The organism is Stenotrophomonas sp. KH_029 (assembly GCF_057839765.1).
The window spans coordinates 500,309-521,159 of record NZ_CM174498.1 but is presented as its reverse complement, the minus strand read 5'-3'; the positions used below and the strand labels follow the sequence as shown (position 1 = coordinate 521,159).

The window sequence follows — 20,851 nt, the reverse complement described above, 5'->3', positions numbered from 1 at the left end:
GCTGCGTGCACGCAGTGATCAAGGCAGTGCCTGAGGTACCGGCACGTCAGGTCGCTGCCGCGTGGCGACGCGTTCTACGGCGCGAGATGCGCAAGTAATGGACTGCCTCAATTGGCCACCCCGCGCGACCACGCCGGGAACGCATCGGGCAGCAGTTGCCACAGCATCGGCCCGGCGCGCAGTTCCACGTCGGTCAACAGGCAGGCATCGAAGGACGCGCGCACCGCGCGCTCATCCATCTCGATCCCGATCACCGCCAGCTCCTGGCGGCGGTCGCCCCACCACGGGTGCCACATCCGTCGCATCGCCTGGTACTCGCCGGCATCCCCGACATCGGCCGCGTCCGGCATCGGCGCGGTCCAGCACGCCGCCTGCTGGCGCACCCAGCCCACGTCGGTATAGGGCACCTGCGGGGGCGGCAGCAGTGGCACGCTGTCTTCCAGCCCGGCGTCCACCCGCGCGCGGGCGGCGTACCAGAAGCCGGCCGCCTGGGTGCGGGTGGCCGCGCCCACGCTGGACAGCTCGCCCACCCAGTCCATGCGGTTGGCCAGCCAGAAGAAGCCCTTGCTGCGGATCACCGCGCCCAAGCCGTGCTCCAGCAGGTGCGCCAGCCGCTGCGGATGGAATGGCCGGCGCGACCGGTAGACGAAACTGGTGATGCCGTACTGCTCAGTTTCCGGGCTGTGCTCGCCGCGCAGCGCCTGCATCCAGCCCGGGGCCAGCTGCGCCTTGATGAAGTCGAAGCGGTGCGTGTCCAGCAGTTCGTGCAAGGGCACATCGCCGTGCCGGGACAACACCAGCCGCGCATCGCGGTTGATCGCACGCAGCACCGCCAGGGTCGACTGCAGATGATCATCGTCGACCAGATCGCATTTGCTGACCACGATGACATTGGCGAACTCGATCTGCTCGGCCAGCAGGTTGACCACCGCCCGTACATCGTCCTCGCCGGCCTGCTGGCCGCGGTCGGCCAGGCGCTCGGTGGAACTGAAGTCGTGCAGGAACTGCTGCCCATCCACCACGGTCACCAGGGTATCCAGGCGGGCGATGTCGTTGAGGCTGAAGCCATCGGCGTCGCGTACCTGGAAGGTCGCCGCCACCGGCATCGGCTCGGCGATCCCGGTCGATTCGATCAGCAGGTAGTCGTAGCGGCCTTCGCTGGCCAGGCGCTTGACCTCCTGCAACAGGTCATCGCGCAGGGTGCAGCAGATGCAGCCATTGCTGAACTCCACCAGGGTTTCCTCGGTCCGGCTCAACGCCGCGCCGCCGTCGCGCACCAACTGCGCATCGACATTGACCTCACTCATGTCGTTGACGATCACCGCCACCCGCCGGCCTTCGCGGTTGCGCAGCAGCTGGTTGAGCAGGGTGGTCTTGCCGGCGCCCAGGAAGCCGGACAACACGGTGACCGGCAGGCGGGCATCAAGGGGGACGGGGGAGGCAGTCATGGCTACGCTGGGCTCGGGCTGGAATCAAATGTTACTATATAACATTGTTGAAGCGAGACACCCCCCTCCATGAAACGCTCCTCCAACCTGCTCGATGCCGGCGCCATCACCCTGTCCAGCCTGTGCCTGCTGCACTGCCTGGCCCTGCCGCTGCTGGCGGCCGCATTGCCGCTGCTGGGTACCTGGGCCGAAGCCGAATGGGTGCATGCGCTGTTCGTCGCCATCGCCGCGCCGGTGACCGGTTTCGCCCTGTGGCGCGCGCACCGGCAGCACCGCTTGCCCGCCCTGGCCATGGCCAGTGCCGCTGCGGGCTTGGGCCTGCTGCTGGGCGGTGCACTGGGTTGGCCCAGCCATGCCAGCGAGACCCCGATGACGGTGGCCGGCAGCCTGTTGCTGGCCGCCACCCACGTATGGAATGCCTGGCGCCGGCACCGGCATTGATGGCGCCGGCGCAGGTGCACGCCCGCTTCGCCCGGCAGCCCCCCGGGGCGGCTCGCTAGCGCCCGTAGGCGCGCAGCAGCTTGACCAGCACCTGGGCCTGCGCAGCGCGCTCGGCGGGATCCTCCGCGCCCACCACATGCTCCTGCAGGTGTTCATCCAGCAGGGCCATCAGCAATCCGTGGGCCGCCCCCCGCACCGCTGACGCCTGCATCAGCACGTTGGTGCAGGCGGCCTCGGTCGACTGCAGCGCCGATTCCAGCGCGGCGACCTGGCCGGCCATGCGCCGGACCCGGGCCAGCAGGGCGTTGCGGTGGTGGTGGATGTGCGACATGGGGCCGGAGCATATACCCTATAGGGGTATATTCCCATCCTCCTGTCGACCCCTGCCACCGCCATGTCCCTGACCGCCACCGCTGACGCACGCCGCCACAGCCACCGCTTCGACGACGGCAACCCGCTGGCCGAGCGCCGCACCCGCCATGCCCTGTACCTGACTGCTGCGATGATGGTGGTCGAGATCATCGGGGGCTGGTGGTACAACTCGATGGCGGTACTCGCCGATGGTTGGCACATGAGTTCCCACGCGCTTGCCCTGGGCCTGGCCGTGTTCGCCTACGCCTGCGCACGCCACTATGCGCATGATCGGCGCTTCGCGTTCGGCACCTGGAAGATCGAGATTCTCGGCGGCTACACCAGCGCCATCGCCCTGCTGGGCGTGGCCCTGCTGATGGCCGTGCAATCGGCCGAACGGTTGTTCGTCCCCAGCGCCATCCACTACAACCAGGCCATTGCGATCGCGGTGGTGGGCCTGGCGGTCAACCTGCTGTGCGCGTGGTGGCTGCGCGACGACCACGGTCATGGTCATGGTCATGGTCACCACCATCATGCGCACGCGCATCCGCCGGGGCACACCCATGACCACGACCACGGTGCGGCGGGCCATGCCGGCCACGACCTCAACCTGCGCTCGGCCTATATGCACGTCCTCGCCGATGCCGCCACCTCGGTGCTCGCCATTGCCGCCCTGATTGGCGGCAAGCTCTGGGGCGCGGCATGGCTGGACCCGGTGATGGGCCTGGTCGGCGCGGTGCTGGTCACGGTCTGGGCGATCGGCCTGCTGCGGGATACCAGCCGTGTGCTGCTGGACGCACAGATGGATGCCCCGGTGGTGGCCGAGGTGCGCGAGGTAATCGAACAAGGCCCGTGGCCCGCCCAACTGGCCGACCTGCATGTCTGGCAGGTCGGGCGCGGCAAGTACGCGGTCATCGCCAGCATCGTCACCGACGCTGCGCTCAACGCGGACCACATCCGCCAGGCCTTGGCCGTGCACGAAGAACTGGTGCATGTCACGGTGGAAGTGCATCAGGTCGGCGCGCCGGCCTGAGCAGCCTCGCTGCCCTGCGCAGCGGCCCCGTGGATGTTTGGCACAACAACCACCATCACGTGGAATCGGCACCCGTCGCGTGGCGCTGCAGCCGCGCGGGACCACTGCCGCACAGTGCCGGTGACCCGTCCCGGCTCCCGGCGCTGCAGATCGTACTGTCGACTACGCCCAGGCGAATGCTCCGTATAAAACGGCTCAAGTCGGTGTGGGCTTCCATGCCAGGGACAATGCCGTTGACAGCGTCACCCTTGCCGTCAGGTGATGCGACGTTCTCTACACCGGGCACTACGCCTGCGTGCCTACAATGCCGCATGCCCGCCCAGGAGTGCTGCCATGCGCCCGATCCTCTGCCTGCTGCTGTCCGCTCCGCTGCTGACCGCCTGCGGCAATCAGGACAGCGGCGTCGGGGTGTTCTCCTCCGATCCCATGCTGGGCTGCTATGCCACCCACGCGCGCAAGCCGGCGGAGTTCCGCATCGAGCAGCAGCAGGGCCGGTACCTTGTGTCGTTCAACCGCGATGAGCAGTGGCAGCGCGACCCCACCGCGTTGCAGGTATCCACCCGTGCCGATATCGCCCGCTTCTTCAAGGACGATGCCGACCAGATCGACAAGGCATTGGTGCACCCCAACGGCGGCTTCGGGATCTTCCACTTCAACGCCGGTGCCACCCTCAAGGGCAAGGCCAAGGACAGCGATTACATGGCGCTGGTGCTGATCGGCGCCGGCCCGGTGTTCAAGGTCCGCTGCCCCTGACCGCCACTGCAGCGGGCACCACCACCGCAGCGGCGAGCCTCGGATGTGCAGTTGCGGCGGCGGCAGCCGGGGCGGCAGATGCCGCCGCCGCTGCGCACTCATAGCGCGCTGCAGATGAGCCGCACGCCGGCCGTGTCCGGATGCCCGGGGCCATCCAGACCCCGCGCCGGCGGCCGGCTGGCCCTGCTGCCAGGCTGGCTTGCCGGTCCACGCGCGCCTACCGGCACGGCAGCCTGCGGCCACTGGCATCCCCGCCGCGTTTGCCGCTCCGGTGGCGCCTTCGCCTCGCCGCCGCATCCCCCGCGCTTCTCCAGGCGCGCCCGGCCGCGCCCTGCCACGCAACGCAAGCGCACAGCGCCCCACCCGCAGGCGCGTGCATGACGGCAACCGGCGGCCGTACTTCAGCATGGCACCGGCTCCACACATCCCAGGCGATGGATGGAGCTGTACGGCCATGCCGCCGGGTCGCGCACATGGCCGTGCCGGACCGGGTTCTGGTGCACATACGCCACGTGCCGGCGCAGGTCCTCGGCATCGACAATGCGGTGCTCGCGGAAACTGCTGTGCCAGAGCGGGCGCGCGCGACGGTCGCGGCGCAGCACCGCGCGCGGCGGCAGGCCCGGCAATTGGCGGTCGAAGATGGCCTGGATCTGCACCCAGCGCCGGTGGCCGTCTTCATCGCCTGCCGGCAGCGTCCAGATGCCATGCAGGTGATCGGGCAGCACCACGATGGCGTTGATGCGGAACGGCCGCGCCTGCTGCGCGACACGGAACGCAAGGCGCAGGCCCTGCGCGTGGTCGACCAGCAGCCGGCTGCTGCTGTCGCGCAGATGCGCACTGAAGAAGTACGCGGTACCTGCTGGCCATTGGCATGTTGGCTGGGACATGCGCACAGTGTGCAATCCCGCCTGCACCGCGACGATCAGCGGAACAACGAGGCTGCTGTCGGCTGGCAACGGCGCCGGCTGTCAGGGTTCGCCTTGTATGTGCAGGTTGCCGCACAACCGCCACAGGAACGGTCGCGGCGCTTGCATTCAACGCGTGGCGGCGGTGTTGCTGCCGGCGCATTCGGCGTCGGCGGCGCGCGCGATCCGCCCGACCAGATCCGTATCCTCGCGTGCTGCCAGGCGCCGGGCCGCCAACGACGACGGTGGCAGCAGGCGCAACAGGGCCTGGCTCACCGGTACCGACCAGAACGCTACCGGCGCGTTGGTGCCGGCAACCGGGTCTTCCCGGGTCCAGGGCAGCATCTGCAGTTTCTGCGATTGCGAATGGAACACCAGTGCAGGCGCATGTTCATAGTCGATGACCACCCGCAGCGATGGCGCATCACCGCTCCAGCGCGACGGCCCGTAATACCCGTCCACCTGCCGGCGCAGCGCGCCACCTCGCAGGGCGGCGCGCAGGTGCCGCGGCCTGTCGCCGGCACTGCAGGGCAGCCTGCCTTGTGCGTTGAACGCGCCGGCCTGCGCCAGCACCTGGGCCGGACGTACCCGCCGCGCCACCGCCTCCACGCCGCGCTCGCGCGCCACCGGCGGCGCCGACAACGCCCACAGCAGTTCCCCGATCCGCTGTGCCGGCACCACGTCGTCGGCCGTGCCGGCCTGCGCGCCACCAGCCACCAGCGAGCGGCGCGCAAAGGCACGGCGGCTGGCACCGGGCCGCAGCTGGTACACCTCTTCCACCGGATGCAACGGTCCGTGGCGGTATTCGATCCGGATCGACCGTACCTCCTGCAGGGAGACCGGATGCGGGGCGTCGGCCGGGCCCCCGCAACCGGTCAGGCCGACGAGCAGCAGCAGGCCGATACCGGCACCCATGGTTGGCAGAACAGCACGCATGCATCGATTCCCTGGTCACGGCCCGGAACGGCCGTACCGCTGACCGCAGACTATAGCGATCGGCCCCGTTGCGCAGGTGACCTGCCGCCGTTCCGGTTCCGGCCCGCAGCACGGGCCGGCCGCGCGGTTCGCCCCCGGCCCATCTCGGGTACGATGCCCCCCCCTGACCAGTTTGTCGTCCGGTTGCCTTGCGGCATCGGCGGCCCCGACTCCCGTGCCCCATTACACCGGCCCCCTGCTGACCCGCCCGCTTGCCGACGCCCTGCTCGCTGCCCGTGATGCCGGGCACGGCCAATGGAGCGGCTCGCTCGACCTTGGCCGCTCGACCGGTACCGCCACCCTGGCTGCCGATCACTGGCAGTGGCAGGGCAAGCCATACCCCTACCCGGGCAAGACCCGCGACCGCACCCTGTACTACTGGGACGGCGAGGAATTCCTGGCGATATCGCGCTTCGGTTCGGCCCTGATCAAGCTGGTGCCCACCGACTGGGACGCACCGACCTTCGAGATCGATGGCATCAAGATGCTGCCCAGCGCGCAGGTTTCCCCGTTCGAAGATGCACGGCGCAAGGTGGCGCTGATCGCCCCGGCCGGCAAGACCGTGCTCGATACCTGCGGCGGGCTGGGCTACTTCGCCGCCTGCTGCCTGGAAGGCGGGGTCAGCCGCATCCAGTCGTACGAGAAGAACCCGGACGTGCTCTGGCTGCGCACGCTCAACCCATGGTCGCCGGACCCCGACGCGGCCAGCAGCGGCGGCCGCCTGTCGCTGACCCAGGCCGATGTATCGCAGGCGATCGAATCGCTGGAGACCGCCTCGGTCGACGCCATCCTGCACGACCCGCCCCGCTTCGGCATTGCCGGCGAGTTGTACTCGCAGGTGTTCTACGACCAGCTGGCGCGGGTGATCCGCAAGGGCGGACGGATGTTCCATTACACCGGTGCGCCCAACAAACTCACCAGCGGCCGCGATGTGCCGCGCGAAGTGGCCAAGCGGCTGGAGAAGGCCGGCTTCAAGGCCGAGCTGGCGCTGGACGGGGTGTTGGCGATCAAGCGATAGGGTCCTCCGCTCATTTGTAGGGAAAGCCCTATACGTCTCCCAGAACCCGGCCGCTATCCTGTGTCGTCAGCAGTGCGTGCATCCCCTCACGCAGTAGCCCTCATTCGTAAGCAGGAGTAATCAAAATGCAGCAGAGCATTGGTCATTCGCGTTGGCTTTTGCTGGCATGCCTCACCGTCAGCACCATGGTGGTCGCGCAGAGTACATCGCCCATCGGCGACCTTCCTCCTGCCGGCACCATGAGTGCGCAAATGCCCGAAGGCATGCAGCTGTACATCGGGCTTGCGGTCAGCGACGCCACCCAACAGGTGGTCACGGCTATCGGCAGCACCGACACCGAAGCCCGATTGCGTGCGAAGAAGGAATGCAACGCCAAGGGCGGCGGCAATTGCGGTGAGTTGGCGACATTCCCGGTACGCGACCATTGCATGGCGGTTGCCGCTGACAAGGGCGCCAAGCCCAATGTCCGCGCGATCTTCGTCAGCAGCGGCGAAGCCGGCAAGATCAAGCCAGGCCAGCTCGGAAAGAAGGCGATGTCCGATTGCGTGGCTTCCGGCGCCAAACAATGCGAGCTGCAGAATGATTACTGCTTCTAATCTTGGCTGGGCCGGATTGCTTGCCAGCATGCTGGTCCTGGTGGTGCCCTCGGCCCAGGCACAGATGGGGCGTCAGGCACAACTGCAGCAGCATCAGCAGAATACGATGCACTACGAGAACTGGATGCAGAACCAGCAATCCACGGCCTACATCAACGGCGCCGAGGTTGCTGCCCAGAATCAGCTCGCGGCCAACATCGCCGCCGCAGAGCACGCCAAGGTTCGCAAGGATGCCAGCCGCGACTGGTGGGCCACCATCGTGGTCAGCACTGAAAGCGGCTCATGGAATGCCCAGCTCAACGCTGCATCAAAGGAGGATGCGATGCGCCAGGCGATGGAGAAGTGCGAAGGCGTCTGTTACCCGGTTTTGAGCTTGGCCAACTCCTGCGTTGCCCCGGCATACAGCGGGCAGGGCGGCATGTACTTCAGTCCGGGCGAGGACAAGGCCAAGGCAATCGCCGCAGCCTTGCAAGCATGCAAGACTGCCGGCGGCAAAGACTGCAAGAGCCCCCCCGAGCAGGCGTTCTGCAATGGTTGGAAATACGCATACAGCCCGCTGGACCGCTTCCTGCGTCGTGTCGACTTTACCGCCCAGGGCAAGATCGCCGAACCACAGTATCTTCCGTTTCCAGGTGCCGCCGAGTTCATTGCCAAGCCCCTTGAAAGGCGTGGCACCACCAAGGCTGCGGAAAAGCCCGCCAACAGCAACCCCAGGGCAAGCATGGCGCAAGCCTGGACCGCCATCGCCGGTGGAAGTGCCAGCAAGGCATACGGTATCCACCTGGGCTTGAACGAGCGCGACGCCAGCGATACCGCCATCGCCCGATGCGGTCAGCAGGACTGCAAGGTGATTGTGGCTTTCACCAGCGGGCAGTGCGCTGCAGTGGTGCGCTTCGGCAAGCCCGACCAACCCATCAACAGCTACGGCAGCGTTGGCAAGACCGTCGATGAGGCTCGAGAGGAAGCGGTCATGAAGTGCCTTGATGCCGATGAGGCCAGGTGCCCGGTCGCGTTCAATCACTGTATGTGAGCCCCTCTGCGGGATGACGCTCAAACACCGGCACCGGTCCGTCTCAATCCATGAGACAAGCCCACCGCACAGTAGCGGCGGTACAACACCTGGCTGGAGCCGGACCAGATGGAACTTCGTCCGCTATACCCGCACGCCGTCTCCCCCTACGGCCGCGACCTGCGCCGCGCCGCGTGTTGCGGGCTCGCCCGCACCCTGCTGCTGCATGGCCTGGGCGTGCACCCGGCCGAACACGCCGCATTGAAGAAGGCGCTGCGCGCCGGCGGCAGCACCGCACGGTGCGCCGATTGCCTGGCCGGCACAACCTCGCGGCCGGCCGCGCTGCGCGCACCGCACTGGCGCATGGGCAACCTGCCCTGCAGTGCACCGGTAGCGGGCTGGTGCCCCACCGCGCCCGCCGGTTTGCCGGCCAGCAGGCCGAGCCCCGGCTTCGCCGCAGATCGCGGCTAGGGAACCGCCGGGGCAGCGGCGGGCTCACAATCGCGCCGGCCGATGATCGGACTGGCCTGACCGAAACGGGCGCCGAGCTGATGCATCGCATCCGGCGCGATCACGTAATGGAGGATCATCTCGCGGCCCAGTGCCTGCACCGGCCGCGCCGGTGCGGTGGCGTGCTGCTCCAGCACATGCCAATGCCCGCCGATGCGGCCCCATAGCGTGGACTGCCGCCACAGGTCGACGCCGGTCTGCCCCACCGCGATTTCATCGACGAAGCCCTGCATGCGCCAGTGCTGCAGCTGCCCGTCGGCAACCGGCAGTGCACGCTGCAGCACCGCCGACGGATGGAAATAGTGGCCGGCCATCACCAGCGGCATCGACAGCGCCGCACCCACCAGCAGTTCCGGTGGCAACTGCAGGCCGGCACTGGTGATGGCCAGCATCAGCAGGGCCAGCAGGCACTTCCGCGACACCACATACAGGCCCTGCCAGCGGCGACGGCGCAGTGCCTGGACGGTGTTGGCCGGCACCGGCAATTCGGCGCGGTACGGCTTGATCTGGGTGGGGTATTCCACGCCCAGCAGCAGGTTGCCGCCGTGCTCGGGCAGGTACAGTCGGATCGGCTGGCCCAGCAGCGCGCTGCGCACCAGCACGATGCCCGGCAGCTGCGGCCCGGGCAGATCGCACTGCACATCGTGCACGATGCCATCGATGATGTAGCGGCAGTACGCGCGCCCGGCATGCCGGCCCACGGTGATCCGCTGCAGGCGTTCCAGCCGGCCCTGCACCATGCGCCCGCGCCCGCTGGCCAGGGCGGCGGCAAGCACCGCCCGGTCCACGTCGGTACCGGTGAAACACGGCAGGTAGCGGGTCAGCACCAGGCCGGCGGCGACCAGTGCCAGCACCGCCAGCATCCACCCCAGGTGCAGCAGCGGCCAGCGCCAGGTACACAGCAGCACCGGGATCGACAGTGCGGGCAGCAGGAACCACAACGACATCCGCCCCGTTGCAGCCGGCAGCAGACGCTGCCGCAGGTGCAGGAGCACCAGCGGTGGCAAGGTCACGGCCTGCAGGGTGGGTTGCGCAGTCAATAGCCTGCTCCAATGGAATTCAGAGGAGCATGTTGCGAGGCCTTTTAAATTGAATCCATGAAACTAATTGCAATCGCATGGATACCGCCAGTTGCAGCATCGATCAATTGCTTCGACGTCTCCAAAGACCCGCCCTGCAAGGCGATGCGCGACATTCGATAACTGCAACCTATGGAAGTAATGTGCAGGGCCTATCGATGACGCGCACCGCTCGGGCCGCATCCGGTTTACGGCAGCGGCGCCGAATGACGCAACAGTACGTGGCGGTCGCCGAGCACGGCATAACGCACGCTGATGGTCCCGCGCAGGTCCAGCCCCGCGTGCAGCGCACGGGCGCTGCCAGCGGTGCGCAGCAGATGCCAACGCCCGTCCAGCCGCGCCAACAATGCATATTCCACGCCCTGCCGGCCCTGGTGCCGGCGCGCCAGCATCAGTTCCTGGACCGGTCCGCGTACCGTCTGGCCGTGCACCTGCGCGCGCCGCAGCCACATCCACCACGCCGGCACGCACACCACCAGCAGCCACGCCAGCAGCACCGCCAACCCGGCGCCCAGCCACAGGCTGAAACCACCGCTCACCGCCGGCAGCCCTGCCAGTACCGCCAGGCCCAGCAGCATCGCCCCGCCCAGCCATGCCGCCGCACCCAGCGCCGCGCGCGGGCGCGCCATCAGGTCGGCCCAGTCACGGGCATCCATCGGGGTGGATTCAAGCTGTGCTGGCGGCAAACCGGGGTACTCCACCTGCAGCAGGTGCTGCGCGTGCCCGGCACTGACGACCAGGCGCACCGCCGATGCAGCCTCCACTGCAGCACGCACCTGCTGCGCTACACCGCCCAGCAATGCGTCGCTGCCCGGCGATTCGGCCACGATGCGATGCACCTGCCCGTCCAGCGCATACACGCGCAGGCCGCGGCCGGAGGCCTGCGTGGCCGGCAGAATATCCGGCGTATCCAGCCGTCCCTCCAGCACCACTACCTGCCCTGCCGCCAGCACCGCGCGCAGCGCTGCCGTGCGCCGACGGCGATGCCACCCCGTGGCGATCACCGCCACCAGCCCCGCTACCGCGGTGGCGAACATCGGCAGCAGGGTCGGCACCGTGCCTACCGTGCGCAAGCCCAACCAGGCGGCGAATGCCGTGGCGGCCAGGGCCAGGCAGGCAACACCGAGCAGCCACGCCGTACCCGTGGCGCGCTGGAAGCGCAGGTCGGCCTGCAGGCGGTGGCGAAGTTCGGGCGACAGCATCTGCTGCCGCCCGCCAGGGGAAGTGGACATCCTTGATCTCATGCGTCGGTCTGCCCTGCAGTATGACCGATGCGCACGCCCCGCATGGACGCGTTACAGCGCGATCCGCGCCACGCTTTCCGCGCTGCCCTTGGCCTCGGCGTCGCCATTTTTGACCGTCACGTACAGCACGTTGCTTTGGGTATCCAGGGCCAGGCTGTTGGGGTGGGCCGGCACCGCGTAGGTGGCCACCGGCGCGTAGGTATCGCTGTTGTAGGCGGTGACCGTGCCTGCATCGCGGTTGGTCACGTACAGGCGCTTGCGCCCGGCGTCCAGCAGGATGCCGAGCGGGCCGGCGTCGGTGGCGATGCTGGCCAGCTCCTTGCCGGTGCTGCGGTCCAGCACCAGCACGCGCTGGCCCGGGTGCGCCGACACGAAGCCGGGGGTGCTGCTGGCCTGGTACTTGCGGATCATCGCCGAGCCCTGGTCGGTGACGAACAGATGCTTGCCGGACGGGTCCAGGGCGATGTTCATCGGCTGCTCGGCGCTGATCTTGAAGCGCTGCTCGACCTTGCCGCTGTCGGTGCCCACGGTGACTACTTCGGCCAACAGGTTGGAGGTGTATACGCGCTTGCCCTTGGCATCCAACGCCAGGCCCGGTGCCTTGGCCTTGCCCAGCCCGGCGATGGTGTCCACCAGCTTCAGCGACTGGGTATCCACCACGAACAGCACGCTGCCTTCGCCAGAGTGGCCGGTGACGTACAGGCGATGGTTCGGCGCATCCACCACCAGCTCGCGCAGGTCGTGGCTGTAGGCGGCCTTGCCGTCCTTGCCCACCACCTTTTCCATCAGCTGCACGGTGCCGATCGCCTTGTTGGCGGCGGTGTCGACCACGGTCACCGAGGTATCCACCGTGTTGCCGACGTACAGGCGGTTGTTGCTGTCATCAAGTACCACGCCGAAGCCCTTGCGCTCCAGTGCGATGGCCGCTTCCACCGCCAGCGTTGCCGGGTTCAGGCGCAGCACCTGGGCCGGGCCGGCGTCATCGCCGAAGCCACCGGAGGAGGCGACGAACACGGCATTCTGCTTCGGGCTGAAGGCCAGCTCGTACAGGCCTTGTGCGATGGGTTTGCGCTGTACCGCGGCGGCGGTGGCCGTGGCGCCGGCAGCGGGCGCAGCATCGGCGGCCGCCTGCGCGGCGGGAACCGCCACGGCCAGCGAGATCGCCAGCGAAAGGGCGGCGGAACGGAAAACAGAGTGTGCAGACATGCGAGCGTCCTGGTGAGGGCAGAGGAGGTAAGTCCTTGGCTCGCGCGGCCGCTGCAATGGGCACCCTCAACAACGGTGCTGCATCAGCGGCCGGCCACACAACAATGGAGCGTGGGCAGGCTGGCAGGTCGGGGCATGTTAGCAGGTGCGGTGCCGCCGGGGTGCCCTGCGCTGCCGGCGGTGCGCGGCAACGCGGTATCCGGCGCCATGCTTGGGTCGTTGCGCCGGGCACATCCGGGTTTGGTCGGCGCACCGTGCTGCTGCAGCCGTTACCGTGCCCGCCCCGGTCCAGCCACCCGCTGGAAAACCCCGCCTCGCCGCCGCTTCACTTGCCGCGCTTGGACGCCGCGTCCGCATCGGGCTTGGCCGCCACTTCGGTGGGCATGCTGGCACGCAGGTGGGCCGGATCGTCGCGGTCGCCCTGCACGATGAAGATCTTCTGCGCGGCATGCGCGTCTTCGGTGCGCGTGCTGAGCAGCACGTGGTCCACCCGCGAGAGATTGTTCTGCTTGGCCAGCGCCAGCAGGTTGGCGCTGATGCGCTCGCTGGTGGCGTCGAAGGTGCGGCCGTTGGCGGCGTCCAGCTCGGCCACCTTGCTGCTCACCTGGGCCAGCAGCCCGTGGTCGGGGTGCATCGGATCGGCCGGGGTGATCACCGTCGGCAGCGGCCGTGTCGCCTCCGGTGCCGGCGGTGCAACCTGCGCGGACAACGGGCGGTGTGCGACGTCGCGCCCGGGCAGCGGATGGTGGCGCTCGGCATTCAAAGGGCTGGCCGGGAACGGCGGCCGGACGCTCTGGATTTCCGGCAGGTTGAACAACACCGAGAACGCGCTTTCCTGCACCGTCTCCGCGCCCAGGCCCAGGTAGCTGTGAATGCCGGCGTGGTCCAGCGCCGCCCAGGCGAAATCGCTACAGCGGTTGGCAGCGAACGGCTGGGCCATATCGAAGCCATGCTGCCGTGGGTCTGCGCCGAACGCGCGCAGGCTGTCGTAGTGCGCCCGGCTGATTTCCAGCGTGCGCGCATAGTAGGGATCCTGATAGGCAACCGCATCCCCGCGCGACACCTCCGCGCCTGCCGAGGCCGCGCCGGCCGCGTCGTGCCCACCGGCACCAAAGCCGTAGCTGTCGTGGTTCACCCCATCGCTGACCTGCAGGTACATATGCCCGGACAGCGAGGTATTTCCGTCGCGCAGCGGCGTCCCCGGCGCGGCCAGATAAACGGTAACCGTGTAGCGGTGTTCGTGCTCCATGCTCATTCAGCCTCGTCTGAAACCGATCCTTCCCCGCGCCGTCCAACCTGCCGCGGCACTCGTCTGCACCGATGATCGCATACGACGGTGAAGGGGCGGAAACCTATTGCCCACCCACCCTGCCCCCGCATGCGCCCGGAAAGGTGACCGCTGCACTGGAGCCCTGGCGGCCGGTTGCCTATAGTTGGCCGCATTACCGCAATGGAATGCCCATGAACGTCATGTCATCCGGCCGGTGCCTGACCGTTGCAGTGGCCATCGCGCTGAGCGCCAGTGCCTGTGCACGCACGCCGGCACCGGAACAGAAAGGGAACTCGAATATGACGCAACCTATGGAACAAGGCCGAACGATCAACGGCCACACCTACACCGACGCCCCGGTGGAAGTGAAATTGGGGCCGAACACCTTCCGGATTCCGGCCAACTATTTCGACAACCAGATCGGCCCGTTCGGCGAAGGCCTGAGCCTGAAGCTGGAATGGCCGGACATGACCCCGACCGCGCCAGGGGCCAGGGCGGCGCCAAGAACCAACGACTTCCGCAAGGAAATATCGGTACTTGTCGACTACATCGACAGGGCACCGATCGAAACCTCGCTGGAGCGGCTCTCGTCAAACGAGGCGATCACCCCCGAAGATTCCGTGGAACGCCAGGACCCGAGGGATCGCCTGGATCTGCGCAAAGCCCAATCAGAACGCATGGGATTGACCCCCTACGCGATCGATGAAGAGCGCATGGCGACCTACGGCAAGGCCTACCAGGCCGTCTATGGCCGGCCGCCCGTACGCAACCCGCTTTATGAAGCGGATTGGTACGTCGCGCGCGCACCTGACGGCAGGCTCACTACCTTCATCAAATGCGACAATCCTACCGCCCGGGAGGACGGCGTTGTGCTCGATGGCAACCAGGTCATCAGCATCGACAAGGCTGTGGCCGCCGGATGCACGCATTACCTCTCCGATACCGGCAATAGCCTCTCGATCAGCTTGAGTTACAAGCGGGCTTTCCTGAAAGACTGGAAGCGCATGGAAGATGCAGTGCGGGACATCTTGAGCCGCTACAAGGTCAAGTGATCCACGTAGACAGGGAGTAGTTCATGGCAGGATTGACCGATCACGACACCAGAATTCTGAAGAGCTACGCCGATAGCGGGAATCGCGAGCTGTACTGGAATTATCTCTCCCAGCTTCCCGGGGCGGACGGCTACGGAACGCTTGCCCTGGGTGTCGTGCGCAACGACAGCGTGCCGGGCGCAGTGGCCAACAGCTACGCGCAGGATTACGCAGCAACGCAACAAGACAAGGGTTCTCGCTTCGCCAATGCGGAATTGTCAGAGCGGGAATGGGATGCGTTCGGGCAAACCCTTCTCATGCAGGACCTGGAGCGTCGCAACCACTGGATGCAACAGAGCCGCCCAGACCTGGCGCTGAACCTTCCAGGCAAAGACGTGATGCAGGCCCACGACCGTGCATTCGAGATGCATGGGCTCGACCCCAACTGTTGGACGCCACGCGTTTTGCTCCAGGCGGCCACGGAGAAAAGCGGCCCCGAAAAAGCCGAGCATATCTGGAAGGACATGCTCGACAACGAGTGGGGTGGCGCAATCCGGGCGGGCCGAACGGCCGCACATGTCCGTTCCGAAATGCCGGCCATGGGGGGCATCGGCTACTTTGCCAAACTCAGTGCGCTGGAAGCCTCGGCCATATTGGCAAGCCGCGCCACCGTTGACCCGAACGTGATTGGCAGCAAATCGGTCTTCCATATCTACGATGGAAAGGAACAGAAGTGGTACGCCGCCAGTATCGGTGCCGGCAACGTGGCACTGCTCGAGGAGAAGAACCCGGCGCGCATCGACAGCCTGAACGACACGCGTGAACTGCGGCTTGAGCGCCAGGAAAAGGCCGGTGCCTTCCATCCGGACGACCCGTACCGGGATATCACCCGCAGCCCGCGCACGGTGTCGGTCGATGGCCCGGACCAACCCGGCCAGACCGCCACGCGGCTGGCCGATATCGGCCCGGGGCATGCGGACTACGCATTGCTGCAGCAGGTTCGCCAGGGCGTGGCCGCGCTGGACGCCAGGCAGGGCCGCAGTTTCGATGACACCAGCGAGCGGTTGACCGCCAGCCTGATGGTACTGGCCCGGCAGAATGACCTGGAGCGGGCAGATCACGTGGTACTGAGCAACGCGACCCCAAACCATCACGCCGGCCGCAATGTCTTTGTGGTGCAGGGCGCGATTGCCGACCCGGCGCACCAGCGCGCCATGATGCCCACCGAGTTGGCGGTGCAGACACCGGTCGAGCAGTCCTTGCAGCAGCTTGAAGTGATCAGCCAGGACCGCCAGCAGAAGGCGGTGGCGATGCAGGCCGAACAGCAGGTGCAGGACGAGCGGAGCCAGCAAAGCCAAGGTGCAGCGATGCGGATGGGGTGAGAACCCCGTCATGTTCCGGAGACCGAGATTGCCCTAGCATCCACTGAGCACCACTGAGGTCGCACCATGGCACGTTTCCACCTGCTAACTGCCGTCATGAGCCTGGTTGCGTTTGCGCTGCCCACCGCCTGCGCGCGCACCACCGCCCCGGCACAGGCCCCATCGCCGGGGCCTGTGCATGAACAAGCCGCTGTGCCGATGCACTTGAGCGAACTGCAGGAGCGCCTGATCGGTTACGCAAGATCGGTGAAGCAACCCTCCGATGTTTCGGCTGATGCGTTCGCATTGGCGTTCGGCGTGACACTCGTACCGGTTGCATCCGGTGCCGCTGGCGGCGAGGCCAAACGCCAGCCGTTGGCAGATGGGTACCTTTTCTACGCAAACTTCGTACCACTCCCGCAGCCAACCGCTTTGCCCATCCACGAAGTGATGTTCTTCGCTCCAGGGGGCGAGGCGCTCACCGAGGGCAACAACAAGCCCTGCCTGTGGGACGCAGCTGCCGCCGGACGGTCACTGCAAGCCGCCGGGTACCATGATGGCGGCGAAGTGCCATTCCAGCGGGGTCATCTGCAGCGCTACTGGCGTCCACTGGCAGACGGAGGAACGACCTTCGATTCGAGCCTGCTTACCCACACCACTGGTAGCGCTGGAAATTTGAAGACGTGCGTCTACGGCATGCGCTTCTCGGGAGGTGTTGAATGAAGCCAGTAGATGCGCGTATCGAACCGCTGCTTGCGCCGCTCAAGCAGGACCGCCAGTTGCCACCAGGTGCTGAAAGCGGCATCCGTCAGGCCATTGGGGAATCACCGCTTCTTTCAGATCTTCTAGCCAATGCTGCCGACGACGGAAAGGTTGGCCGCATTGCCGTTTCATATGGCGAGAACAACGGCGGCCATTTCCAGGCCGGCGAACGTGGCCAACCCGGCACCATCTTCGTCAGCGACTCCATCTTTCGCAGTTGGCACGGTACAGGCCGAATTGATGTCCTGACTGAAGTTCTCGGGGCACGAGACCATGCACGGCGTACTCGCAGATACCCGGTCAGACGCGCTTGAGCAATTTTCTGCAGGCTACAAGACTGCAATAGATGAGGCCTACAAAGCGCGCGATACCACAGTGGACCTTACCAGCCACGTTCGTACCTATCTCAACAAGGGCAGACAGGACGAGGCATTGGCGGAAGTGGCAGGGCTGCGCGCCCTGAACAGCCGACTGAAACATCTCGACCCGGCAGCACCGGACGCTGTGATTGAGTCCCGTCTGCTTGCAACCTCAACCTCGCGCTGCATGCAGGGCGAAGGGGGTGCCAAGGCATTCGCACCGGGGCTGTCTTATGACTCGCTTACAAAGCCACCGTTCAAGGATGGTCATCACGTCACCAGCGCAGTGGAGCGTTGCTATTACGACGGCAAGGGAACGCTGGGAAAGCATGGCGACTCCGACTACCGCAACTACTACGGTGTAGACCCGCTGGCACGCATCGCGCGCGACTACGACTACCTGGCCGGTGGCAGGAAGCCACCGGACGTACGCATCGACCTGCGCGAACTCGGGCTGGATCCCAGGCAGCTGGAGCGCAACGGGTTGGACCTGGGCAACGCAAGGATCTTCCCCGTGGTAGACCGGGGCCGGGATGGGATGGGCTGGGTGGAGCTGAAGAACACCGCCGAACAGGAGCGCCGGCAGGACAACGCACCCAATCGCCCGGTTGCAGAACAGACCGCAGAACGACCGCCGGTATTGAGCGAAACGGACCAGCGCATGCTCGACCAGATCCGCGGCAAGGTAGGCGAGCTGGACAAGGCCAATGGCCGGTCCTTCGATGACGCCAGCGAGCGGATGTCGGCCAGCCTGCTGGTGGCCGCCAAGGGCGCCGGACTGACCCAGGTGGACCACGTGCTGCTGAGCATCCAGACTCCCGCGCTGCCGCCGGCCCACAACCTGTTCGTTGTGCAGGGCGACCCGACCAACCCCGCTTCAACCCGTGCGCATGTGCCCACGCTGGAAGCCGCCCAGCGCCCGGTAGAGGACAGCCTTGACCAGGTGGCCGCCATTGGCCAGCGCCAGGCGCAGGACCAGGCGCTAGAGCAACAACAGACGCAGGAACGGCAGCAGCGTGCAGCCTCGCCGTCGCTCTGAAACGACCACGGGATGGGCTGCCGGCGCACTATTCGCGCTTGGCTCAGCCGCAGCTGCGGCAGCGGATAACCCGCTCAGCGTGGATCGGTTCGTAGCACATGCCAATGGCGACCTCCACGTGATCAGAACCAGCGAGTGGGACGACCTCAACGGCGACATCGTGCAGGTGGAACAGCGACTGAGCCCGGACGGCTTCGGGAGGCTGATCTATCGTTACCATGAGCAGAGCGAAGCCACCAAACGCTTCCACCGGAACTTCTGCGCAGCGATGGACATGGTGCCTTCGGCGGGTGATGGCATCCCCGGCGGCGCCTCAGTTGGCTGGGTATGCAGCAGTGAGTGAACCAGCGGCCCCGCAATGGCGCATGTCCCTGCAGTACGCAGCGACCGGGGCTATGGCGACTGCACCCGGCGGCGGCGCGACCGCCGGGAGTTCCTGCCCGTCCATGGACGGATAGGGAGGCGGTGCGCTATGGGCAGCACGCAGTGATGTGTCCGCCCCCCTGCCGACAGCGCAAGCCCGCCACCTAAGGGGGCCTGCCCCCTCGTCCTTGCCGGGCAACTGCCCGGCAACAGCCGCTCACTCCGCGCCAAACGGGCTGTCGTGCCAGCCGTATTGCCGCTGCGCCATCTGTTCCAGATCGCGGTCGCCGCCGGCATAGCACGGCGGCGGGTCGGGCGGCTGCGACGCCGCCAGCGTTTCATCCGCCCCCAGCGGCGCCGCCACGGCCCGGGCCGCTTCAAGCGGCTGCCGGCCTGCGGCCATCGCCGGCGCCGATTGGCGGGCCACATACTCCCGCATCAACTGCCGGATCACTTGGGCTGGCGGGCGCTGTTGTCGCCCGGCCGCCTGCTGGAAGCTGGCGCGTAAGCCCGCTTCCACCTTCAACTGCACCACAACGTTGTTGTTCATGGGGTTCTCCCACTGCTGGGTAATGAATCAGGATCTGTCTGCCCGCTGCACCGGACGCGCCGTGCGCGGCTGGCGTAGCGCCGGCCACCGCGGCGGTGCTGCCACGGGCAGCGGCCCTGGCCCTGCGACTAGGCGCGCCGCCCAAGCTGGCCGGCTATGAGCGTGCATGTGCCCGCCAGACAGGCAGGCGCTGCCGCTCAGCCGGTTTTGCGCTGCAGCTTTCGGGGGATCTTCGGGGGTGTTACCACCGGCCGCTGCACCACGGTGAGGGTGATGCTGCCGTGGGTGGCCTCCACCTCCAGGCGGGCACCCACGTCGAAGCCGAGCTTGTCCAGCCAGCGGCCACGCAGCTTGAGGTAGGGCACCCGCTCACAGGGGCCGTACTCTTCGCGCTCCGGGTACGTCAGCGCGCCTACGCGATAGGTGCGCGCGGGGCGAGCATAGGGTTTGCGTTTGGGGGGCTCGAAGAAGGGTGAGTCATCCCAGGGCGTCAGCATGTTGGACCTCCTGCATGGCGTGGCCTTGCCAAGGTGGCAAGGGAAGTGGGCTGCCAGAGGAGTTTCTACGCTCGGAGAGCACCATGCCGGATGGTGCAGAAGATGGGAAATCGCTTTTTTCTGTTGATCGTTGGGGTTTGGTCGGCGGCATCTACGGCGCGTCGCAATCGGCCCAGCTCAGTCGCAATCGGTGGGATGGTGGACCGGCATGCTTGCGGCCCATCAGGAGAACTGCGGATGATCAGGATTGACGACGAGTGGCTGCAAGAGTTCGACGAAGCGATGATGACCTTCTTTGCGATCGACCATGCGGATGCGGGGATGGATCGGGTTTTGCTGGAGTGCTATTCGGATCTGCCGGCCAGAGAAGCTGCGTTAGCGTTTGGGGAGGACTACGAAATTTGTAGAGTTGATACATTCTGGCCTCCTCCTAGACTTGTTCTAAGCAGCTAATACGCATCAAAGGAACATTGAAGCTCCGATGCCCCCCCCCCGCGGACTGAGTAGCGGGCGAGTTTAGAACCCGCTGCTGATGTTATCTCGCTTCGTTCCAACTGCGCGGCGTGCTGGGCAGCTGTTAGCCCGCCCAACACTATTTTTGGTCTCTCTTCATTGTAGTTGCGCCACCAGCTTTCGATGCTGATACGGGCATGAAGCAATGCCGGGAACCAGTGCTCGTTGAGGCATTCATCGCGCAACCGGCCGTTGAAGGACTCGACGTAAGCATTCTGATCAGGTTTGCCCGGATCGATCAGACAACGATCAGACAAAAGGCCACTCCCTTCTCGTACGCTTCCTGCGACGCATCTGCCAGGTGCTTCTTCAGACGCGTGTTCTCTGTTTCCAGGTCTTTGAGCCGCTTGGCATCGGGCAGGCTCACGCCCCTGAACTCGCTGGGCTACGGGTGTACGAGGCCTAGCTGAAGCGATGCTGTCGGCAAAGGCTCTTGATTGGCATGCCGGCCTCAACTTCGCGCAGGAAGCCGATCATCTGTTCTTCGGTTAAGCGCCTTTTCACGTTTAATCTCGCTGTCATTGGGGATTGGACTCCA

General features: G+C 66.5%; 24 protein-coding genes and 2 pseudogenes. 14 read left to right on the top strand and 12 right to left on the bottom strand.

The features are described 5' to 3' along the window. Positions 1 to 107: 107 nt before the first annotated feature. Positions 108 to 1,448, bottom strand: coding sequence for a GTP-binding protein (locus tag AC3ITM_RS02360; protein ID WP_489268126.1), 1,341 nt, complete (start codon positions 1,446 to 1,448; stop codon positions 108 to 110). A gap of 69 nt (positions 1,449 to 1,517) precedes the next feature. On the opposite strand from AC3ITM_RS02360, the gene AC3ITM_RS02355 reads away from it, so the two are divergent. Next, positions 1,518 to 1,889: a MerC domain-containing protein gene (locus AC3ITM_RS02355; RefSeq protein WP_489268124.1), complete on the top strand. Its 372-nt coding sequence runs from the start codon at positions 1,518 to 1,520 to the stop codon at positions 1,887 to 1,889. Positions 1,890 to 1,944: 55 nt separating this feature from the next. On the opposite strand, the gene AC3ITM_RS02350 is transcribed toward AC3ITM_RS02355, so the two are convergent. Beyond that, positions 1,945 to 2,220: a metal/formaldehyde-sensitive transcriptional repressor gene (locus AC3ITM_RS02350; protein WP_489268122.1), complete on the bottom strand. Its 276-nt coding sequence runs from the start codon at positions 2,218 to 2,220 to the stop codon at positions 1,945 to 1,947. Positions 2,221 to 2,283: 63 nt separating this feature from the next. On the opposite strand from AC3ITM_RS02350, the gene dmeF reads away from it, so the two are divergent. After that, on the top strand, positions 2,284 to 3,273 hold the full coding sequence (gene dmeF / locus AC3ITM_RS02345; protein WP_489268120.1) for a CDF family Co(II)/Ni(II) efflux transporter DmeF: 990 nt from the start codon (positions 2,284 to 2,286) through the stop codon (positions 3,271 to 3,273). A 333-nt stretch (positions 3,274 to 3,606) separates the two neighbouring features. Next, positions 3,607 to 4,026, top strand: a complete 420-nt coding sequence (locus AC3ITM_RS02340; RefSeq protein WP_489268119.1) for a hypothetical protein — start codon at positions 3,607 to 3,609, stop codon at positions 4,024 to 4,026. 401 nt (positions 4,027 to 4,427) lie between these two features. Here the strand turns inward: AC3ITM_RS02340 and AC3ITM_RS02335 are convergent, their stop codons facing one another. Both AC3ITM_RS02335 and AC3ITM_RS02330 read right to left on the bottom strand, forming a co-directional pair. After that, complete coding sequence (locus tag AC3ITM_RS02335; RefSeq protein WP_489268117.1) at positions 4,428 to 4,913, bottom strand: REP-associated tyrosine transposase; 486 nt, start codon at positions 4,911 to 4,913, stop codon at positions 4,428 to 4,430. Between the two features lie 147 nt (positions 4,914 to 5,060). Then, positions 5,061 to 5,867, bottom strand: coding sequence for a hypothetical protein (locus tag AC3ITM_RS02330; protein ID WP_489268115.1), 807 nt, complete (start codon positions 5,865 to 5,867; stop codon positions 5,061 to 5,063). Positions 5,868 to 6,081: 214 nt separating this feature from the next. Here AC3ITM_RS02330 and AC3ITM_RS02325 point away from each other — a divergent pair, with 214 nt between their 5' ends. From AC3ITM_RS02325 to AC3ITM_RS02310, 4 genes are all read left to right on the top strand, one after another. Continuing rightward, positions 6,082 to 6,924 carry a class I SAM-dependent methyltransferase gene (locus AC3ITM_RS02325; protein WP_489268113.1) on the top strand — a complete coding sequence of 281 codons (843 nt, stop codon included), beginning with the start codon at positions 6,082 to 6,084 and terminating at the stop codon, positions 6,922 to 6,924. Between the two features lie 125 nt (positions 6,925 to 7,049). Beyond that, positions 7,050 to 7,520 (top strand): DUF4189 domain-containing protein, encoded by a 471-nt coding sequence (locus tag AC3ITM_RS02320; RefSeq protein WP_489268111.1) that lies wholly within the window; start codon positions 7,050 to 7,052, stop codon positions 7,518 to 7,520. Then, positions 7,504 to 8,550 carry a DUF4189 domain-containing protein gene (locus tag AC3ITM_RS02315; protein WP_489268109.1) on the top strand — a complete coding sequence of 349 codons (1,047 nt, stop codon included), beginning with the start codon at positions 7,504 to 7,506 and terminating at the stop codon, positions 8,548 to 8,550. The genes AC3ITM_RS02320 and AC3ITM_RS02315 overlap by 17 nt, the downstream gene beginning before the upstream one ends. A 108-nt stretch (positions 8,551 to 8,658) precedes the next feature. Beyond that, positions 8,659 to 9,000 carry a hypothetical protein gene (locus AC3ITM_RS02310; protein WP_489268107.1) on the top strand — a complete coding sequence of 114 codons (342 nt, stop codon included), beginning with the start codon at positions 8,659 to 8,661 and terminating at the stop codon, positions 8,998 to 9,000. On the opposite strand, the gene AC3ITM_RS02305 is transcribed toward AC3ITM_RS02310, so the two are convergent. From AC3ITM_RS02305 to AC3ITM_RS02290, 4 genes are all read right to left on the bottom strand, one after another. Beyond that, on the bottom strand, positions 8,997 to 10,079 hold the full coding sequence (locus AC3ITM_RS02305; protein ID WP_489268106.1) for a hypothetical protein: 1,083 nt from the start codon (positions 10,077 to 10,079) through the stop codon (positions 8,997 to 8,999). The genes AC3ITM_RS02310 and AC3ITM_RS02305 overlap by 4 nt on opposite strands. Positions 10,080 to 10,306: 227 nt before the next feature. Continuing rightward, positions 10,307 to 11,350: a hypothetical protein gene (locus AC3ITM_RS02300; RefSeq protein WP_489268105.1), complete on the bottom strand. Its 1,044-nt coding sequence runs from the start codon at positions 11,348 to 11,350 to the stop codon at positions 10,307 to 10,309. Positions 11,351 to 11,413: 63 nt separating this feature from the next. Next, complete coding sequence (locus AC3ITM_RS02295; RefSeq protein WP_489268103.1) at positions 11,414 to 12,568, bottom strand: YncE family protein; 1,155 nt, start codon at positions 12,566 to 12,568, stop codon at positions 11,414 to 11,416. A 325-nt stretch (positions 12,569 to 12,893) separates the two neighbouring features. Continuing rightward, entirely contained in the window at positions 12,894 to 13,823 is a 930-nt protein-coding gene (locus tag AC3ITM_RS02290) for an XVIPCD domain-containing protein (protein ID WP_489268101.1), read from the bottom strand. A gap of 206 nt (positions 13,824 to 14,029) precedes the next feature. Here AC3ITM_RS02290 and AC3ITM_RS02285 point away from each other — a divergent pair, with 206 nt between their 5' ends. The 6 genes from AC3ITM_RS02285 to AC3ITM_RS02260 all read left to right on the top strand — a co-directional run bounded on the left by AC3ITM_RS02285 (position 14,030) and on the right by AC3ITM_RS02260 (position 18,733). After that, complete coding sequence (locus AC3ITM_RS02285; protein ID WP_489270007.1) at positions 14,030 to 14,890, top strand: Smlt3025 familytype IV secretion system inhibitor; 861 nt, start codon at positions 14,030 to 14,032, stop codon at positions 14,888 to 14,890. Positions 14,891 to 14,913: 23 nt separating this feature from the next. Next, positions 14,914 to 16,251 carry an XVIPCD domain-containing protein gene (locus tag AC3ITM_RS02280; RefSeq protein WP_489268099.1) on the top strand — a complete coding sequence of 446 codons (1,338 nt, stop codon included), beginning with the start codon at positions 14,914 to 14,916 and terminating at the stop codon, positions 16,249 to 16,251. A gap of 66 nt (positions 16,252 to 16,317) precedes the next feature. Beyond that, entirely contained in the window at positions 16,318 to 16,953 is a 636-nt protein-coding gene (locus AC3ITM_RS02275; protein ID WP_489268097.1) for a hypothetical protein, read from the top strand. After that, on the top strand, positions 16,950 to 17,306 hold the full coding sequence (locus AC3ITM_RS02270; RefSeq protein WP_489268095.1) for a hypothetical protein: 357 nt from the start codon (positions 16,950 to 16,952) through the stop codon (positions 17,304 to 17,306). Before AC3ITM_RS02275 ends, AC3ITM_RS02270 begins: the two co-directional genes overlap by 4 nt. Next, positions 17,266 to 18,390 carry an XVIPCD domain-containing protein gene (locus AC3ITM_RS02265; RefSeq protein ID WP_489268093.1) on the top strand — a complete coding sequence of 375 codons (1,125 nt, stop codon included), beginning with the start codon at positions 17,266 to 17,268 and terminating at the stop codon, positions 18,388 to 18,390. Before AC3ITM_RS02270 ends, AC3ITM_RS02265 begins: the two co-directional genes overlap by 41 nt. A gap of 118 nt (positions 18,391 to 18,508) precedes the next feature. Beyond that, positions 18,509 to 18,733 (top strand): hypothetical protein, encoded by a 225-nt coding sequence (locus AC3ITM_RS02260; RefSeq protein WP_489268091.1) that lies wholly within the window; start codon positions 18,509 to 18,511, stop codon positions 18,731 to 18,733. A 237-nt stretch (positions 18,734 to 18,970) separates the two neighbouring features. On the opposite strand, the gene AC3ITM_RS02255 is transcribed toward AC3ITM_RS02260, so the two are convergent. Continuing rightward, positions 18,971 to 19,303, bottom strand: a complete 333-nt coding sequence (locus AC3ITM_RS02255; protein ID WP_489268089.1) for a hypothetical protein — start codon at positions 19,301 to 19,303, stop codon at positions 18,971 to 18,973. Positions 19,304 to 19,500: 197 nt separating this feature from the next. Further along, entirely contained in the window at positions 19,501 to 19,800 is a 300-nt protein-coding gene (locus tag AC3ITM_RS02250) for a SymE family type I addiction module toxin (protein ID WP_489268087.1), read from the bottom strand. Between the two features lie 237 nt (positions 19,801 to 20,037). Here AC3ITM_RS02250 and AC3ITM_RS02245 point away from each other — a divergent pair, with 237 nt between their 5' ends. Continuing rightward, positions 20,038 to 20,253, top strand: coding sequence for a hypothetical protein (locus AC3ITM_RS02245; RefSeq protein WP_489268085.1), 216 nt, complete (start codon positions 20,038 to 20,040; stop codon positions 20,251 to 20,253). 83 nt (positions 20,254 to 20,336) lie between these two features. On the opposite strand, the pseudogene AC3ITM_RS02240 reads toward AC3ITM_RS02245, so the two are convergent. Both AC3ITM_RS02240 and AC3ITM_RS02235 read right to left on the bottom strand, forming a co-directional pair. Next, positions 20,337 to 20,552 (bottom strand): annotated as a pseudogene (locus AC3ITM_RS02240) (integrase core domain-containing protein); the annotation flags it as partial. A gap of 53 nt (positions 20,553 to 20,605) precedes the next feature. After that, positions 20,606 to 20,835 (bottom strand): annotated as a pseudogene (locus tag AC3ITM_RS02235) (transposase); the annotation flags it as partial. Between the last annotated feature and the right edge of the window lie 16 nt (positions 20,836 to 20,851).